Consider the following 13,184-nt stretch of genomic DNA (forward strand, 5'->3'; position numbering starts at 1 on the left):
GGAGGGGGAACTGAGCGGGAGATGAACCACCACCCACCCAGTCCGGTCGGCCGCGCGCTCACGGTCGTGCTGGGTGCGCTGCCGTTCATCGTGATCACACTGCTGGTCTTCGGGCACTGGCCGCCGCTGGGCCGTTGGGACCAGTCGGTCGCCGCCCGCGCCGCGTCGTACGGCGTCGCACACGCCGGGATGGTCGACTTCTGGCAGGTGATCGGCGCGGTGACCCAGCCTTGGGTGCTGCGCGGGGTGATGGTGGCTGTGGCCGTGTACCTCTGGCACCGCCGGGCCCGGCTGCTGACCGTCTGGCTGGTGGTGTCCGCCGGGGCCGAGCTCGGCCTGGTCCAGGCGGCGAAGCACATCTTCGACCGGCCGCGGCCGGACCAGATGCTGGCGTCGGCCGACAGTTGGGCGTACGTCTCCGGTCACGCCACCGCGGCGTTCGTGATGGCCGGTGCGCTGGGCGTCGTACTGCCGTCGGTGCGCGGCTGGCGCCGGCGCTTCCGGCTGTTGGTCGCGCTCCCCACGATCGCCGTGGTCTGGCTCACGTCGGTCGACCGGGTCGCCCTGAACGTGCATTACCTGTCCGACGTCCTCGGGGGCTGGGCGCTCGGGCTGGCGATCCTGACCGCGACGTCGATCGGGTTCGGCCTCCGGCCGGGGCTGCGGCGGCGCCGGCGGCGTAAGCCGGACGAGTCCGACGGCACGACGGCCCCGCCGCGGGCGGCCGTGATCGTGAACCCGATCAAGGTCGGCGACGGCGTGGCCTTCCGGCGGAAGGTGACCCGGGCGCTCGCGGTCCGCGGGTACGACGATCCGCTCTGGCTGGAGACCCGCGTGGACGACGCCGGCAGCGCGATGGCCAAGCAGGCGATCGAGTACGAGTCGGACCTGGTGCTGGTGGCGGGCGGGGACGGTACGGTCCGGGTGGTGTGCGCGGCGCTCGCCCACACCGGGATCCCGGTCGGGGTGATCCCGGCCGGTACCGGCAACCTGCTGGCGCGCAACCTGCACATCCCACTCGACCTGGACGACGCGCTGGAACGGATCCTCGAGGGCCGCGACCGGCGGATCGACCTGGTCCGGGTCCACGGCGACGAGCTGGACACCGACCGGTTCGCGGTGATGGCCGGGCTGGGGCTCGACGCCGCGATCATCTCGGACGCCCCCCCGCACCTGAAGAAGCAGATCGGCTGGACGGCGTACCTGGTCTCGGCGGCGAAGAACATCAACCACCCGTCGGTGCGGGTCACGCTCACCATCGACGACGCGGAACCGATCGAGCGCCGGGTCCGGACGGTGGTGATCGGGAACGTCGGCATGCTGCAGGCGAACATCCCGCTGCTCCCCGACGCCCGCCCCGACGACGGCCTGCTCGACGTCGTCGTGATCGCCCCCCGCCGCGTCACCCAGTGGCCGATCGTCGTCTGGCGCCTGATGACCCGCACCAACCGCACCGACATGTACCTGGAACGCTTCACCGGCCGCAAGGTCGAGATCCACGCCGCCGTCGACGTCCAACGCCAACTCGACGGCGACCCCATCGGCCCCGGCCGCTCCCTCTTCACCGAAATCGAACCCGGCGCCCTAACAGCCCGGGTGCCGAAACGCCGCTAGCCGCAGTGCGGTCCGGGGAGTCCTACCCACCCGAAACGACCAGCAGAATTCCCCACACCACCAAGCCGGGGCCCGAGAACGGCGACTAATAGCGCTGCGCGTACCAGGTCGGTGGCTCGCCGAACATGCTCTTGAAGTCGCGGATGAAGTGGCCCTGGTCGGCGTAGCCGAGGTCCGCCGCCAGCGCGGCCCAGTCGATCGCCCCGCCGGCGGCCATGCGCGCGGTCACCTCGTGCAGGCGGTAGCGGCGGATCACCCACTTGGGCCCGATGCCGACGTACTCCGCGAACAGCCGTTGCAGCCCCCGCATGCTCAGCCCCAGCTCACCGGCGAGGCGTTCGACCCTGGTCACGGCCTTGTCCGTGGCGATCAACTCGACCGCGGCCGCCGCCTGACGCACCCCGGGGTCGTCGTCCGGCAAATGTTTCAGCAGGAACGCATCCACGGTCGGCACGTCGAGCGTCGTGGGCAGGTCCGGGCCGAACACCTCGGCCGCCGGGACGACGCAGTCGGTGATCGTCGAGACGGAGGCACCGAGGAACGGGCGGAAGCAGCCAGGCCGGAACGCGACCCCGAAGACGTGGTCGCGGCCCTTGAGGACCTTGAACTGGTAGCCACTGCACACGCCGTTGACGTCCGCACGGCCGCCGCGAAACGACAGGTGCACGTTCGGGTACGGCACGATCTTCTGCCGGTAGGGCTCAGCGTAGTCCCAGCGGGTCTCCCAGTACCGCTCCACCCATGGCGCGAGCACCGGCGACGGGTCGTGGAACGCGTGGCGCTGGTACCTGGTCCACGCGCTCCGCAGCTCACGAACGTCCCGCCCCACACGGCAGAGTGTATGTCGCCTTTGTTCAATACCCCTCCGGCCCGCGCCGCCTAGCGTTGCCGCCATGTCCCACATATCCAGCGCGGCCGAGGCCATGGCCGCAGTCGCCCGCACCATCACTGACGACCAACTCGCCAACAAGACTCCGTGCACGGAGTACGACGTGCGGGCCCTGGTCAACCACCTGCTGTTCTGGGGCCCCTCGCTCGCCGGCGCCGGACGCAAGGAGTCCGTTCCGCAACCGGCGGCCGCCGAGTCCGATGTGGACCTGGCGGCCGGAGACTGGCGCGGCCACCTCCTCGCTCTGCTGGACGACATGTCGTCGTCGTGGGCGCCGCCGAGTGCCTGGGACGGCGAGACGAGCATGGGCACGCCGCAGCCGCTGCCCGCGCCCGTCATGGGCAACATGATCGTCGGAGAACTGGCCGTGCACAGCTGGGACCTGGCGGTCGCGACTGGGCAGCGGCTGGAACTGCCCGCCGACCTGCTGGCGCATCTGGACGACACGGTGTTCGCCGGCGTGGAGCAGGGTCGGGAGATGGGCATGTATGGACCGGAGGTCGCGGTGCCGGCCGATGCACCCAGCCTGGACCGCATCCTCGGCCTGACCGGCCGCGATCCCGCCTGGACGTAGTCTCTTGACACCAGGGCCGCGGCACGCGGGGCCCGTTCCTTGGCCCGCGGACATTGGATTGGGCAATCGCCCGCGCGGTAGCGCGGACACGCGCGCGTGGGCTGATCACACACTCAGTCGACGGTTGGGCCGGCTTCCTTGCGGACGGTGTCCAGGGCCTCTTCCTCTTCGGGGGAGAGCTTGGACTCGCTGGTGAAGGACTTGATTTCCTTGGCGTAGGTGCGGGCGTCGGCGCGGCTGTTGATGGAGGTCAGGACGACGCCGTCGCCGTTGTTGTCCAGGATGGCCATCGACCAGGACAGTTTTCCGCCGGTTTCGCCGAAGGCGTCGTAGCGGACGACGGCGAGGTGCTGGAGGGTTTCCTTCAGTTCGCCGCGGGTGACGTCGAGTTCCTTGCCGAGTCTGCGGAGTTCCGACTTCACGGTGCCGGGCCTGGCTTCCGGCTGGGTGGGTGGTTCCGGCTCGGGGACGGTTGAGGGCGTGGTGTGGTCCGACGAGACCGTCCGCGCCCGGAGGGCCTGGATCGCGAACACCAGGGCTAGCACCGCCACGAAAAGGGCGGTGACCCCGAAGGCACCGGCTAACGTCGAAGACACAGAACTAGAGCCTAAAGCATCCGATGTTATGCCTGAGTGTTCAGGCGATCGCACAGCGTGCGTGCGGCGGGACGGATGCGGCACCTCGCGCCGAGGCAACGTAGATTCGCGGCGTGAGACATTTGCCTGATCAGGGCCCTCAACCGGGCGTTCACGACCTTGGATACGCGCGCCTCGACACCGACCGGCTGGAACGTACCGGCGACGCCGAGGTCGTCTACGGCGCGGGCAAGACACCATCTCAGGTCGTGGAACTGCTGCGGACCCTGCACGCCACGCACCCCGGGCACGCCGTCCTGGCGACCCGGTTGACCGACGAGGCACAGGAGGCGGTGACCGCCGCCCTGCCGGAGGCCGTGGTCGACCCGGTCGGCCGTACGGCGGTACTCGGTGAGCCGCCCGCGCCGCGCGGCACCGTCGCGGTCGTGGCCGCCGGCACGTCGGACGCGCCGGTCGCGGCCGAGGCGGCGACGACGGCTCGGGTGTTCGGGGCCGGAGTGGACGTGATCACGGACGTCGGCGTGGCGGGGCTGCACCGGATCCTCGGGGTCCGCGAGCGGCTCACGCACGCGGACTGCCTGATCGTGGTCGCGGGGATGGAGGGGGCGCTGCCGAGCGTCGTCGGTGGATTGGTCGGCGTACCGCTGGTGGCCGTGCCGACGTCCGTCGGGTACGGCGCTTCGTTCGGCGGGCTCGCGGCGCTGCTCGGGATGCTGAACTCGTGCGCGCCCGGCGTGACGGTCGTGAACATCGACAACGGGTTCGGGGCCGGTGTGTTCGCTGCTCGCGTAGCCCGGCAGTCCGCTCCTCGCGAAACCAAGGACGCCTGATGCGCATAGCCTGGATCGATTGCTCCGCCGGCGCCTCCGGCGACATGCTTCTCGGCGCCTTCCTCTCGGCCGGGGCGGACCTCAGCTACGTCAACGCCGCGGTGGCCGCGGTCGACCCGTCCTTGTCGGTCACGGTCGCCCAGACGGCACGTCACCAGATCGCCGCCACCAAGGCCACCGTCAAGGTCGACGGCACCCCGCACCCCGAGAACGTCCCGGACGCCGCCCTCGACCACCCCGAAGCCGCGGGCCACGGCCACGGGCACGGTCATGACGACGCTGCAGGCCATGGGCATGGTCACTCGGCCCCGACGCGGGCCTGGGCCGAGGTCCGGCGGCTGCTCGAGCAGGCGCCACTCGACGACGCCGTCCGGGAGCGGGCGCTCGACACGTTCGCGCGGCTGGCGCGGGCCGAGGCGTCGGCGCACGGCGTCGAGCCGGACACCGTGCACTTCCACGAGGTCGGTGCGCTGGACGCGATCGCGGACATCGTCGGGGTGGCGGCGGCTTCGGTCTCGCTCGACCTCGACAAGATCGTGGTCTCGACGATCACGCTGGGCGGCGGCGGTCAGGTTCGCGGTCAGCACGGCGGCATCCCGATTCCCGGGCCGGCGGTGCTGCACCTGGTGACCGAGGCCGAGGCGCCGGTCACCGGCGGCGTGGCGCCGTACGAGATGACGACCCCGACCGGGGCGGCGCTGCTGGCGACGCTGGCGGACGAGTTCGGCCCGCTGCCGCCGATGCGGATCGAGCAGACCGGCGTCGGCGCCGGCGGCCGTGACCCGGTCGAGGTGCCGAACATCGTCCGGCTCGTGATCGGCGAGTCGACCGACGGTTCGGCCACCGAGCTCGTCTACGAGACCAACGTCGACGACCTCGACCCGCGGATCTGGCCGCAGGTGCTGGCGCGGCTGATGGAGGCCGGCGCCGCGGACGCCTGGCTGACCCCGATCCTGATGAAGAAGGGCCGGCCCGCCCACACCCTGTCGGTCCTGGTCGGCAGCGCGAACGCGGAGATGGTCCGGGCGGTGATCCTGGCCGAGACCTCGGCGATCGGGTTGCGCGAGTTCGGGATCCGCAAGCACGCCGCGGACCGGGAGTTCACCACGGTCGAGGTCGACGGCCAGCTCATCCACGTCAAGATCGCGCGGTACGGCGGTCAGGTGGTCAACGTCCAGCCGGAGTACGACGACGTGGCCGCCGCCGCGAACGTCCTGAAGAAGCCGGTCAAAACCGTCCTGGCCAAGGCGGTCGCGGCAGGCCACGACCTGTGGACCTAGTGCGCCTCGGCCGCCTGCTCCGGTAGCGGCTTCTGCTTGCGGCGGGGCCAGTCGTACGGCCACCACTGGGCACCGTTGCGGCGCGCCCAGACGATCAGGCCGATGAGCACGGCGAGCTCGATCGCGGGGCAGATGGTGTCGCGGAGCCGGGCGCTGAAGAACTCCAGTGAGTCCGACAGGCTCGCCGCGACCTGCCGCGCGTGCGGGTCGCGGCCGGGGACGTACGCGATCGCGAGCATCGTCGTACGGACGACCATCAGGCCGTCCACCTTCGACGCGGCGACGGCTGCGAGGGCGGCCCAGGCGATCACGTCGTACCAGGGCAGCGAGTACATCGCGGTCAACAGCCAGGCGATCGCATAGATCGCGGTGTACCGGATCGCGGCCGGCGTCGGGTCGTCAGGATGCGTCTGCGGCACCAGCGACTTCGGGAACACCTGCGTCAGCAGGATCGCGACCACGATCAGCCCGACCCACGCGAGGATCGCCAGGACGGTCCGGACCAGCCCGTTCGGCAGGAACAGCGTGAAGAAGCTCAGCAGCACCTTGTGCGGCGTACCGGTGGAGATGAACGACGTCTGCGACCGCGCCTGCTGGAACGCCTGCAGCCCCACGATCGCGTACAGCCCGCCCATCGCGAGGGCACCGCCGCCGCAGAAGTAGAGGCACTTACGACGGTCGGCACGCAGCGCCCACAGCATCGCCACGCCGACGAGACCGATCGACAACTTCGTACAGCCCGCGACACCGATCAGCAGACCGGCCAGGAACACGTGCCGCCGGAACAGCACCAGCGCGATCACTGCGAACATCACCGCGATCGCGTCGTTGTGCGCGCCGGCCAACACCGCCCACAGGAGCAGCGGGTTCGCGATGCTGAGCATGATCACCCGGCGCCGAGCGGGCAGGTTCTTGCCGACCAGCTTCATCAGCAGCAGGCCGGTGACCACCAGGCTGATCGCGACCGACAACTGCAACATCCAGACCGTCAGCTGCGCGGAGTCGCCGCCGATCACCGACGACAGCCACTGCACCCAGGTCGCGATCGGTCCGTACACGCTGCGGGCGCCCTGCCACGGCCGCTCGGTCGCCGCGATCACCGGGTCGTACCCGAGCCGGATCGTGTCCGCCGGCGACGCCGTGTACGGATCGCCGCCGAGCGCCATGATCCGTCCGTACGCCGCGTAGATCAGGACGTCCCCGGACGCCATCGGCGGGACCAGCGTGACGGCCGCCGTCGTACCGATGCCCAGGGCAATCAATCGGTCGATCCGCGGCGCCCAGCCGTGCTTCAACGCCTTGAGGGCAAGGTAAACGCCGTACCCGCCGAGCAGGATCGCGACGTAGGTCATCACCGACACGAGCCAGTCGTTCGGCTTGGTGTCGAACCAGTACGACGGGAGCCAGGCGTGCCGGTTGGTCAACGTCAGCACGACCACCGACGGACCGAGGAGCCCGACCGCGACGATCAGCGCCGTACACGCGAGGTAGAGAGCGACAGCCCTGCGACCGTACTTCTGCCCGAGCTGAAGATCCGGCTGAAGATCAGTACTCATGGAGCAGTCTTCCGCGGGAACAGGCTGCGCAGGGACGGTCCACCACCGTCCGCGGGCAGCGCACTGCGGGCGACGAGCGCACGCCGGACGTGCAGGTACTGCTTCGCGCGGTGCAACTGCCCCCACAGGTCCGTCCCGGTCGCGCGGTGCCGGACGTCGATCGGCACCTCCAGGATCCGGAAACCCTTCCGCCCGAGGTCGATCGTCAGCGCCGTCTCGACCCCGAACCCGGCGGCCAGCGGTACGGCGGAGTCGAACGCGGCCCGGGTGAGACACCGCTGCCCCGACAACGGCTGCTCCGGCGCCCAGCCGGTCGCGTCCTGGATCCCGGCCCGCGCCAGCCGGACCACGAACCCGTGACCGCCCGCCTTCGACCCGTCGGCGCGCACCTGTGCCGGCAGTGTCCCGATGGTCATGTCCGCACGGCCGGTCTGCACCGGCTCGATCAGCGGCCCGGCCCCGGCCGCGGTGTCGGTCAGGTCGGCGTCCAGGAACAGCAGGTGCCGCGCGCGGGCGCCGTCGCGCTCCGCGACCGCGGCCGCCCCGGTCTCCATCGCCGCGGCCTTGCCCCGGTTGTGCTCGTGCCGTACGACGACCGCACCGGCCCGCTCGGCCGCTTCCGGCGTACCGTCCGTGGAACCGTCGTCGACGACCACGACCAGGTCGACGCCGATGATCTTGTGCACCGCGTCGACCGTCGCCGCGATCCGGTCGGCCTCGTCCTTCGCCGGGATCACGCAGGCGACGGCACGCTCGAAAGGTTCGGAGGACTGATCAAGACCGGACACAGCACCGCAGCCTAGTTCCTCCGCAGCCGATCGACCTCGTCGGCAGCCACCGTCTGTGGATATCTCGTTCTTTCGTACGACGGGTCGGCCAGGCGCCGGGGGATATCGGCCAGGTGGCAGATGTTCGGCGGCGGCCGCGGCAGCAGGATTCAGGTGTCAGGGAAACACGAACCGGAAGAGGGACCCACCATGACCCGCACAGTGACCGCCAACATCTCGCTCTCGCTCGACGGACGGGTGAACGGGCCAGGCGGCGAGTACGACATGAGCTGGATCGTGCCGCACGCGATCACCGAGGGTGCCCGTGAGCACATGGTCCGGGTGACGCAACCCGCGACCACGATCCTGCTCGGGCGGAAGAACTACGAAGGCTTCGGAGGCTACTGGCCGCCGGTGGCCGAGGACGAGAGCGCTGCGCCGCAGGACCGGCTGACCGCACGGTGGATGAACGAGACCGAGAAGGTGGTCTTCTCCACCACGCTGACCGAGGCGTCCTGGCAGAACTCGCGGATCGCCGACGCCGCACCCGCCGAGGTCGTCAGGCAACTGCGGACCGAGGACGGCGGCGACATCATCGTGCTGGCCAGCGTCAGCGTGATCCGCGCCCTGCTGGCCGCCGACGAGATCGACCGGCTGAGCCTGATGCTCGATCCGGAACTGGTCGGCGGTGGCGAGCGGCTGTTCGAGGACGGAATGCCGGCCTCGTCCTGGAAGCTGGCCGACTGCCGCCGGACCGAGTCCGACGGACTGTGCCTGCTCTACGACCGGGTCCGCTCCTGACCGATTGGCCATCTGTCGCGGATTGTCGGACAATCAGACAGATCGAGGGCTGCTGAGGCGGCTGCCGTAGCGTGGTGGACAGGACCGGACGCGGCGTTGGATTCCTAAGGGGCGAGCGGATGACCGAGACGGGCGGAGTCAAGGCGTACGGCGTCGACAGCGAGGTCGGCCCGCTGCGGACGGTGATGCTGCACCGGCCGGGCAACGAGCTCCGCCGGCTCACACCCCGCAACAACGACAAGCTGCTGTTCGACGGCATCCCGTGGGTCGGCCGCGCCCAGGACGAGCACGACGCGTTCGCCCAGGCCCTCCGGGATCGCGACGTCGAGGTGCTGTACCTCGGCGAGCTGCTGACGGAGTCGCTCAACGATCCCGAGGCCCGGGCGCAGGCGGTCACGGGCGCCACCGAGGACCTGCGACTGGGCGACACCCTGCGCGATCACCTGCGCAGGTCGCTCGGCGAGCTGGATCCCGCGGCGCTGGCGGAGGCGCTGATGGCCGGCGTCCGGAACGACGAAGTACGCGCCGGTGGACTGGTGACCTCGCTGCTGGCGCACGAGGACTTCCTGATCGACCCCTTGCCGAACCTGCTGTTCACCCGCGACTCGAGCGTCTGGATCCGGGACTCGGTCGCGGTCACCTCGCTGGCGATGCCGGCCCGGGTCCGCGAGACGCAGCTGACCGAGCTGATCTACACCTTCCACCCGCGGTTCGTCGGCGCCGACAAGGTGTACGACCACCAGTTGGAGCACGTCGAGGGCGGGGACGTGCTCGCGCTCGGTCCCGGCGTCCTCGCGGTCGGGGTCGGGGAGCGGACCACGCCGGCCGGTGTGGAGCGGCTGGCGCGGCGGGTCTTCGCGAAGGGGCTCGCGCACACCGTTCTCGCCGTACCGATCGCACAACAGCGGGCGACGATGCATCTCGACACCGTGTGCACCATGGTCGACACCGACGCGGTGCTGATGTATCCGAACATGGCCGAGGAGATGCGCGCGCTGGCGGTCACCACCGACGGGGACCGGCTGCACGTCGCGGAGCCCGAGCCGTTCCTGGTCGCGGCGGCGAAGGCGCTCGGCATCGACACACTCCGGCGCATCGACACCGGCCTGGATCCGGTGACCGCCGAGCGGGAGCAGTGGGACGACGGGAACAACACGCTCGCGCTGGCTCCGCGGGTGTGCATCGCCTACGAGCGGACGGTCGAGACGAACGCGCGACTCGAGGAGTCCGGGATCGAGGTCATCCGGATCTCCGGCTCCGAACTGGGCTCCGGCCGCGGCGGGCCGCGATGCATGTCCTGCCCGGTCCTTCGTGCGCCAGGACCTAAGTAAGCCCAACGACACGCGGAGTGAAATCGGGGGTTGTGCAGGGCCGCCGGTCTGAGTACTCTTCATGGCTAGGCCCAGGCCCTGTTGCTCCCCCGTCAGCAGGACTTGGGCCGTCCACGTTGCTGGGCCGGTTTGAACGATCATGGCCTAGACCAGTCTGAAACCACGAAACGCCCACCCGGCACCGGCCGAGTGGGCGTTCGTCGTACTGCGGGTCAGCGGATGGTGAGCTGGCGGCTGGCGAGCCCGGCGCGGGCGGCACGCTCCTCGGTCGTCAGCGGCGCCTCGGTGGCGAGCGCCTTCTCGAGCGCGGTCGCGAAGTCCGCGGCCGGCTTCTCGACGTCGGCGGCCTCGGTACCGGCGGGCAGCTCCCAGACCGGCGCGAGTACGCCGAGCGCACGGAACGAGCCGATCAGACGGCTACCGTCGATCAGCGCGGACGAGCCGGCGGCGTGCAGCCGGGCGAGCGCGTCGAGCAGCGTGTCCTCGGTGTGCGGCAGCACCCAGCGCAGGTAGACGCGGTCGCCGATCTGGGTCCAGTACGCCGCCTCGACCGACTCCAGCCGTACGGTCGGAGCGGCCGCGGCGTTCGCGCGCTCCAGGCCCGCGGCGACCTCACCGGTCGGGTCCTCGACGTTCTCGCCGACCCAGTAGTCGAAGCCCTCGTGGACCTTCACCTCGAGCGGCTTGCTGGTGTCGATCAGGTCCTGCAGCCGCGGCCCGTCCTTCATCAGGTCGCCGAGCTGGATCGGGTTCCCCGGCTCGGTGCGCAGGGCTGCGGTGATCGCGTGCCCGAGGTCGCGGCTCGGGTCGCCGGACGACGCGTGCGTCTGCAGGCCGATCCAGATCGACTCGTCGTCGCGGACCAGGCCCGGCATCGCCATCGGCAGCAGGGTGACCAGGTTGACCACCTTGCCGCTGTTGTCGCCGGTCAGCTCGACCTCGACGGTGCCGGACGGCACGATCTCCCGGAACGCGATCAGGTCACACTCCGACGGCAGCCCCTCGAACGGCCGGACGACGAACGCGTCCGCCGCCTGCGCCCGGTCCTTGCCGTGGCACTGCTTGAACCGCTTGCCCGAGCCGCACGGGCAGGGCTCCCGCGGCCCGACGTCCACCAGATCGGCCGGGTCGAGCGTGACGGTCGGAGTCGTGTTCTTCGCGCGCTGCCGCGACTTCTTTCCCATAACCCCGCAGTCTTGCAGCCGGTGGCGGTCCAGAGCCAACCAGCCGGACCCGTTCGGGCCTGGGCGCAGGCGTCAGCTCGGGATGATCGCGTGGACCGTGCGGTGCGTGGCGGCGGTGCGGACGTCCCAGCCGGAGGTGAGCACGTCGACGATCGCCAGCCCGCGGCCGCCGATCGACTCGGGGTGGGTGTCGCTGATCCGGCGCGGCTCGGTGTCACCGCGGCCGTCGGTCACCTCGACGTGGATCCCGGCCTTGTCGATCCACCAGGCCGCGCGGACCTCGCCGGCCGGCAGCGGCGGCGCGTACCGGATCGCGTTCGAGAGCAGCTCGGAGAGCACGAGCTGGGCGTCGTCACAGGCTGCTCGGGCGACCCGGTAGCGCTCGAGGTAGGAGGCCAGACGGCGGCGGGCGTCCGCTACCGCTGACACTTCGTGCGGCAGTACGACGTCCACGACGCTCACGTCGGCGGGCAGGGTCGCAGAGGACAAGCAGGGTCTCCTCGATGATCGGTTCAGCCACAGGGACTTCTGCCCACGATCCCGGCCCGGAAAACACCCGCGGGTATTCCGTTACATAGCCTTCGCGAAGATCACGCCTAATCACCCGGAAGCCGTGATGAAATCGACGGAATTGAACGTTGCGATAACCGCGTGCATTCGCCTCGCTACGTATCCATACCTGCGTGACACAAACCACACAATTCCGTAGCGGCGTGTCACAAACCCGCAGGTCAGGTACGACGTCCTACTTGGTTCGGCGGCTCCGCGAGAACTCGCAGCGCGACGTCCGGGCGGTCGCTGATCACCGCGTCGACACCGATGTCGCGGCAGTGCCGGATGTCGTTCTCCGCGTTCACCGTCCAGACGTGTACCTGATGCCCGTGCTTGTGCGCGCGATCGACGTACTCCGGGTGCGCGGAGACGATCTCCATACTCGGGCCGGCGTACGAGACGCCGGTCGGCAGTGAGCCGTCACGGAAGCGCAGCGGGACGCGGTCCATCAGCAGCACCGTCCGCAGGCCGGGCGCCGCCACCCGCATCCGGCGCAGTGACAGCCAGGAGAAGCTCATCACCCGCGCCGGCGATTCGGTGCCGATCTTCGGATGGGCCCAACCGAAGCGGTCCAGTGCCTCGATCAGGCGCCGCTCGACCAGCCCGGCGTACCGGGTCGGATGCTTGGTCTCGATCGCCAGCTCGATCGGCCGGCCGGAGTCCCGGACGGTGGCGAGCAGCGTCTCGAGCGTGAGCACCCTCCGGACGTCGACACCGGGCGGCTCGGCCTCGTCGTCGAGGTCGGACCACGGATTCTTCCACGAGCCCCAGTCGTAGGTCTCCAGCTCCTGGAGGCTCATCGTGGACAGCACGCCGCGGCCGTTGGAGGTGCGGTCGATCCGGCGGTCGTGGACGCAGACCAGATGCCCGTCGGCGGTCAGCCGGACATCGCACTCGAGTCCGTCCGCACCGATCTCGATCGCCCGGCGATAGGCGGCGAGGGTGTGTTCGGGACTGATTTCGCTGGCTCCACGGTGGGCGACCACCCTCGGGAGATTCCCCATGGGAGGAAACTCTTTCACATCGCCGGTGCTGATCGGCGGCATGGACATGCGGGCGATCGCGCTGGACGGCCCGGTGGCGCCGGAGGAACTGCGGGTACGACGGCGGGTACGCCGAGTACACCGTTCATCCGGTCGTTGACGACGGCAACGTCGCGGAAAAAGTCCGTGAGGTTATCCCGGAGGGCGTCCACGCAGCGCTCGAACTG

14 protein-coding genes are annotated in these 13,184 nt (G+C 70.2%); 7 read left to right on the forward strand and 7 right to left on the reverse strand.

Annotated features, from left to right (window positions below; translation table 11 throughout):
- The first annotated feature begins 21 nt into the window (after positions 1 to 21).
- Positions 22 to 1,614: a bifunctional phosphatase PAP2/diacylglycerol kinase family protein gene (locus BJY22_RS04875; protein ID WP_167203959.1), complete on the forward strand. Its 1,593-nt coding sequence runs from the start codon at positions 22 to 24 to the stop codon at positions 1,612 to 1,614.
- Positions 1,615 to 1,699: 85 nt separating this feature from the next.
- Here BJY22_RS04875 and BJY22_RS04880 read toward each other — a convergent pair whose 3' ends face one another.
- A complete protein-coding gene (locus BJY22_RS04880) occupies positions 1,700 to 2,443 on the reverse strand; it encodes a helix-turn-helix domain-containing protein (RefSeq protein ID WP_337758197.1) in 744 nt (247 codons plus the stop codon).
- 64 nt (positions 2,444 to 2,507) lie between these two features.
- On the opposite strand from BJY22_RS04880, the gene BJY22_RS04885 reads away from it, so the two are divergent.
- Positions 2,508 to 3,077, forward strand: coding sequence for a TIGR03086 family metal-binding protein (locus BJY22_RS04885; RefSeq protein ID WP_167203960.1), 570 nt, complete (start codon positions 2,508 to 2,510; stop codon positions 3,075 to 3,077).
- A 113-nt stretch (positions 3,078 to 3,190) separates the two neighbouring features.
- On the opposite strand, the gene BJY22_RS04890 is transcribed toward BJY22_RS04885, so the two are convergent.
- A complete protein-coding gene (locus tag BJY22_RS04890; protein ID WP_167203961.1) occupies positions 3,191 to 3,673 on the reverse strand; it encodes a DUF4446 family protein in 483 nt (160 codons plus the stop codon).
- 113 nt (positions 3,674 to 3,786) lie between these two features.
- Between BJY22_RS04890 and larB the strand changes: the two genes are divergently transcribed.
- Entirely contained in the window at positions 3,787 to 4,503 is a 717-nt protein-coding gene (gene larB, locus BJY22_RS04895) for a nickel pincer cofactor biosynthesis protein LarB (protein ID WP_167203962.1), read from the forward strand.
- Entirely contained in the window at positions 4,503 to 5,783 is a 1,281-nt protein-coding gene (gene larC / locus BJY22_RS04900) for a nickel pincer cofactor biosynthesis protein LarC (protein ID WP_167203963.1), read from the forward strand. Before larB ends, larC begins: the two co-directional genes overlap by 1 nt.
- On the opposite strand, the gene BJY22_RS04905 is transcribed toward larC, so the two are convergent.
- A complete protein-coding gene (locus BJY22_RS04905) occupies positions 5,780 to 7,339 on the reverse strand; it encodes an MptA/MptB family glycosyltransferase (RefSeq protein WP_167203964.1) in 1,560 nt (519 codons plus the stop codon). The genes larC and BJY22_RS04905 overlap by 4 nt on opposite strands.
- Positions 7,336 to 8,127 carry a glycosyltransferase gene (locus tag BJY22_RS04910; RefSeq protein WP_167203965.1) on the reverse strand — a complete coding sequence of 264 codons (792 nt, stop codon included), beginning with the start codon at positions 8,125 to 8,127 and terminating at the stop codon, positions 7,336 to 7,338. The genes BJY22_RS04905 and BJY22_RS04910 overlap by 4 nt, the downstream gene beginning before the upstream one ends.
- A 189-nt stretch (positions 8,128 to 8,316) precedes the next feature.
- On the opposite strand from BJY22_RS04910, the gene BJY22_RS04915 reads away from it, so the two are divergent.
- Both BJY22_RS04915 and BJY22_RS04920 read left to right on the forward strand, forming a co-directional pair.
- Complete coding sequence (locus BJY22_RS04915) at positions 8,317 to 8,907, forward strand: dihydrofolate reductase family protein (protein WP_167203966.1); 591 nt, start codon at positions 8,317 to 8,319, stop codon at positions 8,905 to 8,907.
- Between the two features lie 119 nt (positions 8,908 to 9,026).
- Positions 9,027 to 10,238: an arginine deiminase gene (locus BJY22_RS04920; RefSeq protein ID WP_167203967.1), complete on the forward strand. Its 1,212-nt coding sequence runs from the start codon at positions 9,027 to 9,029 to the stop codon at positions 10,236 to 10,238.
- Between the two features lie 212 nt (positions 10,239 to 10,450).
- Here the strand turns inward: BJY22_RS04920 and BJY22_RS04925 are convergent, their stop codons facing one another.
- From BJY22_RS04925 to BJY22_RS04935, 3 genes are all read right to left on the reverse strand, one after another.
- Positions 10,451 to 11,422 carry a DUF5926 family protein gene (locus tag BJY22_RS04925; RefSeq protein ID WP_167203968.1) on the reverse strand — a complete coding sequence of 324 codons (972 nt, stop codon included), beginning with the start codon at positions 11,420 to 11,422 and terminating at the stop codon, positions 10,451 to 10,453.
- A 72-nt stretch (positions 11,423 to 11,494) separates the two neighbouring features.
- Entirely contained in the window at positions 11,495 to 11,911 is a 417-nt protein-coding gene (locus BJY22_RS04930; RefSeq protein WP_167203969.1) for an ATP-binding protein, read from the reverse strand.
- Between the two features lie 242 nt (positions 11,912 to 12,153).
- The gene (locus tag BJY22_RS04935; protein WP_167203970.1) at positions 12,154 to 12,978 is read right to left on the reverse strand and encodes a glycerophosphodiester phosphodiesterase; all 825 of its coding nucleotides are present in this window, start codon (positions 12,976 to 12,978) and stop codon (positions 12,154 to 12,156) included.
- Between BJY22_RS04935 and BJY22_RS04940 the strand changes: the two genes are divergently transcribed.
- Complete coding sequence (locus BJY22_RS04940) at positions 12,977 to 13,117, forward strand: hypothetical protein (RefSeq protein ID WP_167203971.1); 141 nt, start codon at positions 12,977 to 12,979, stop codon at positions 13,115 to 13,117. The genes BJY22_RS04935 and BJY22_RS04940 overlap by 2 nt on opposite strands.
- Positions 13,118 to 13,184 lie beyond the last annotated feature (67 nt).

The sequence above is a fragment of the Kribbella shirazensis genome, assembly GCF_011761605.1.
In the GTDB taxonomy this organism is placed as follows: domain Bacteria; phylum Actinomycetota; class Actinomycetes; order Propionibacteriales; family Kribbellaceae; genus Kribbella; species Kribbella shirazensis.

What these genes read in the sequence shown, in the direction of transcription:
- BJY22_RS04875 (WP_167203959.1), top strand. Translation starts at nt 22, where the DNA reads ATGAACCACCACCCACCCAGTCCGGTCGGCCGCGCGCTCACGGTCGTG.
- BJY22_RS04885 (WP_167203960.1), top strand. Translation starts at nt 2,508, where the DNA reads ATGTCCCACATATCCAGCGCGGCCGAGGCCATGGCCGCAGTCGCCCGC.
- larC (WP_167203963.1), top strand. Translation starts at nt 4,503, where the DNA reads ATGCGCATAGCCTGGATCGATTGCTCCGCCGGCGCCTCCGGCGACATG.
- BJY22_RS04905 (WP_167203964.1), bottom strand. Translation starts at nt 7,339, where the DNA reads ATGAGTACTGATCTTCAGCCGGATCTTCAGCTCGGGCAGAAGTACGGT.
- BJY22_RS04915 (WP_167203966.1), top strand. Translation starts at nt 8,317, where the DNA reads ATGACCCGCACAGTGACCGCCAACATCTCGCTCTCGCTCGACGGACGG.
- BJY22_RS04920 (WP_167203967.1), top strand. Translation starts at nt 9,027, where the DNA reads ATGACCGAGACGGGCGGAGTCAAGGCGTACGGCGTCGACAGCGAGGTC.
- BJY22_RS04925 (WP_167203968.1), bottom strand. Translation starts at nt 11,422, where the DNA reads ATGGGAAAGAAGTCGCGGCAGCGCGCGAAGAACACGACTCCGACCGTC.
- BJY22_RS04940 (WP_167203971.1), top strand. Translation starts at nt 12,977, where the DNA reads ATGGGAGGAAACTCTTTCACATCGCCGGTGCTGATCGGCGGCATGGAC.
- BJY22_RS04935 (WP_167203970.1), bottom strand. Translation starts at nt 12,978, where the DNA reads ATGGGGAATCTCCCGAGGGTGGTCGCCCACCGTGGAGCCAGCGAAATC.